Source organism: Amnimonas aquatica (assembly GCF_002943415.1).
Lineage (GTDB): Bacteria > Pseudomonadota > Gammaproteobacteria > Pseudomonadales > Moraxellaceae > Perlucidibaca > Perlucidibaca aquatica_A.
Map to the genome: position 1 here is coordinate 1 of NZ_PTQZ01000247.1, position 2,428 is coordinate 2,428.

Annotated in this window: 4 protein-coding genes; all 4 read right to left on the bottom strand. The window is 71.1% G+C overall.

The window, feature by feature from the left end:
* On the bottom strand, window positions 1–268 hold a 268-nt coding region (locus tag C5O18_RS08600), incomplete at its 3' end, for a YiiD C-terminal domain-containing protein (protein ID WP_206389816.1).
* 8 nt (window positions 269–276) lie between these two features.
* Window positions 277–717, bottom strand: a complete 441-nt coding sequence (locus C5O18_RS08605) for a nitroreductase family protein (RefSeq protein ID WP_105193153.1) — start codon at window positions 715–717, stop codon at window positions 277–279.
* A gap of 62 nt (window positions 718–779) precedes the next feature.
* Window positions 780–1,895, bottom strand: coding sequence for an NAD(P)H-dependent flavin oxidoreductase (locus C5O18_RS08610; protein WP_105193155.1), 1,116 nt, complete (start codon window positions 1,893–1,895; stop codon window positions 780–782).
* Between the two features lie 166 nt (window positions 1,896–2,061).
* A partial coding sequence (locus tag C5O18_RS08615) for an META domain-containing protein (RefSeq protein WP_146089307.1) occupies window positions 2,062–2,428 on the bottom strand: 367 nt, incomplete at its 5' end.

The following is a 2,428-nucleotide window of genomic DNA, read 5'->3' on the forward strand; positions in this document are numbered from 1 at the left end:
TCTCCAGTGCGAGCGCGTCCGGCAGCTGCGCCACCGCCTCGAAACCGGCCTCGACCGGACGCCGGTAGCGCAGCTCGGAGTGGTAGACGGCGACCTGGCAGGGCCCCACCTGCGCCCGCGTCCAGAGCGTCAGCAGCGCCCAGCCGGTGACCGTGGCCAGCGTGGCAAGCGAGCCGGCGAAAGCCGTGCCTTTGTCATTGATGTTCGGCGACAGCGGCGCCGACAGGATCAGGCTGGAGCCATCCCAGCCGACGACCGCCAGCCGCATGGCCGCGGTCANCGCACCTGGTCCAGTCCGGTGACATCGCCGGTGCGCCACATAGCCGCGTAGCCCTCGCCATGCAGCGCCAGCAGCAGGTTCTGCACCGAGGCGCCGAGGCTCAGCCACTGCTCCCAGGCCGGAACGCCCGGGTGATCCTGCAGCCTCAGCACGGCGACGATGATCATGGGTGCGCGCAACGGCATGTTCTGCAGCTTGACGGCATCGCGCTCGGCACGCTCGGGGTCGACGGAACGCATGCCGGCCAGGAACAGGTCGCCGAGCCGGCGCAGCGCGGCATCGCCCTCGATCACCAGATAGCGCCAGGGACGCAGCACGCGATGATCCGGCGCCCGTCCGGCGGCGGCGAACACGCGCGCCAGCACATCGTGGCCAGGCACCGGCAGCCCCAGTTGCGACACCGAGCGGCGCCCCTCTATGGCCTCGTAAAGCTGCATGCCTGCCCTCCTCCGGAATCGTTCAGCGCATCGTCGCGAAGGCGCACAGCATGCCACAGGGCTCAGCCGGCATGCACCCTCGGCGCATCCGCCGCCGGACCCGCGAGGGTGACGGAAGCCGCCGGCGCAAGGCCGGACTGCTGCTGGCCGGCGACCGCCGCCAGCGCCGCATCGGCCTCGCTCAGCAGGCGCTGCATGAGCTCCGCGACCGAGGGCACATCATCGATCAGGCCCTGGGCCTGGCCGATGAGCTGGACGCCGCGCTCGTGGTCGCCATCCTCGATGGCGAGGCGGATGCGCTCCACTGCCGCGCCGAAGAAACTGAGCTGCAGCATGGCCTTGAAGCCCTGCTCGCGCAGGCTGCGCCAGACCGCGAACAGCGGCGTCTTCTGCTCGCGCATGAGCAGCCAGGACTGCCACAGCGCGCGCCACAGCGTCAGCGGCCGGCGGGTGACCGCGGCGGCGGTCGGCGTGTCCATGATGCGGCAGGGCATACCGTCGAAGTTGCGCGTGTAAAGGGTCTCGTCGACGTGCTTGGCGGCGATCAGCTCGCGGGTTTTGTCGTGCACCGGGCTTTCCCGGGTCATGGCCCAGCGCGTGCCCATGGCCACGGCGTCGGCGCCCAGCGCCAGCGCCGACACCAGGCCGGCACCGTTGGCGAAGCCGCCGGCGGCGATGACCGGCAGCGCACAGACCCGGCGCACCGCCGGCACCAGCACCAGCGAGGTGACATCGCCACCATGGGCGGCGGCCTCGTGGCCGGTGACGATCAGGGCGTCGGCGCCATCGCGCTCGGCCGCCACCGCGTGGCGCTCGGTGACCACGGTGGCGATCACCTTGCCGCCGTAGGCGTGCGCGCGCCGGCACAGCCAGTCGCCCTTGCCGAGCGAGAAGTTGATGACCGGGACCTGCTCCTGCAGCGCCACCTCGGCGTTCTCGGTGGCGCCGGGCATGATCAGCGCCAGGCCGACACCGAAGGGCTTGTCGGTGAGCTCGCGGGCGCGACGGATCTCGGCACGGGCCTGCTCCGGCGTCAGGTGACCGATCTGGATCAGGCCCAGGCCGCCGGCATTGCTGACCGCCGCCGCCAGGGCGGCATTGGAAACATAGGTCATGCCCGAGCAGATGAACGGGTGCTCGATGCCCAGAAGCCGGGTGATGCGGGTCTGCCACTGCATGGAACTGCTCCTCTTGCCGGGGGCTCGCGACAGGCGGCGCCGGAGGGCCGCGCCAGGTCGGATCGCGACCGCGGGCAGCAGGCCCGCGGTCGTCATTGCCCGGCAGTCTAGCCCGCAGGCAAGCGGAAAAGGAATTCCCGCGGTGACAGATCAGCCACCCGACAGATCAGCGCAGGGCCACCGCCTCCAGCCGCGCCAGCTCGCTGCCGTCGGCGGCCAGCAGGGTCAGCGTGCCGGCGCTGATGCGATAGCCGTCGACCCGCTCCAGCGTGCGCAGGAAGCGATGCTCCAGCGCCATGCCCTGCATGCAGGCCATCATGGTACTGGCCATGCGGTTCATCTTCAGGCGGCCGTCGGCGGGCTGCTCGAAGCCGCCGAAGAAGCCGTTGCAGCCGCCGCTGCCATGCACGCGACCTTCATCCTGCGCGAACACGATGTGCGGCTCGCGCTGGAAATCGGCCGGTCCGACCGGCTGCCCTTCGAGGGCCAGCAGCTTCCAGTAGGTGTTGCGCAGCGGCTGGTCGGGCTGCGTG

What these genes read in the sequence shown, in the direction of transcription:
- C5O18_RS08610 (WP_105193155.1), bottom strand. Translation starts at nt 1,895, where the DNA reads ATGCAGTGGCAGACCCGCATCACCCGGCTTCTGGGCATCGAGCACCCG.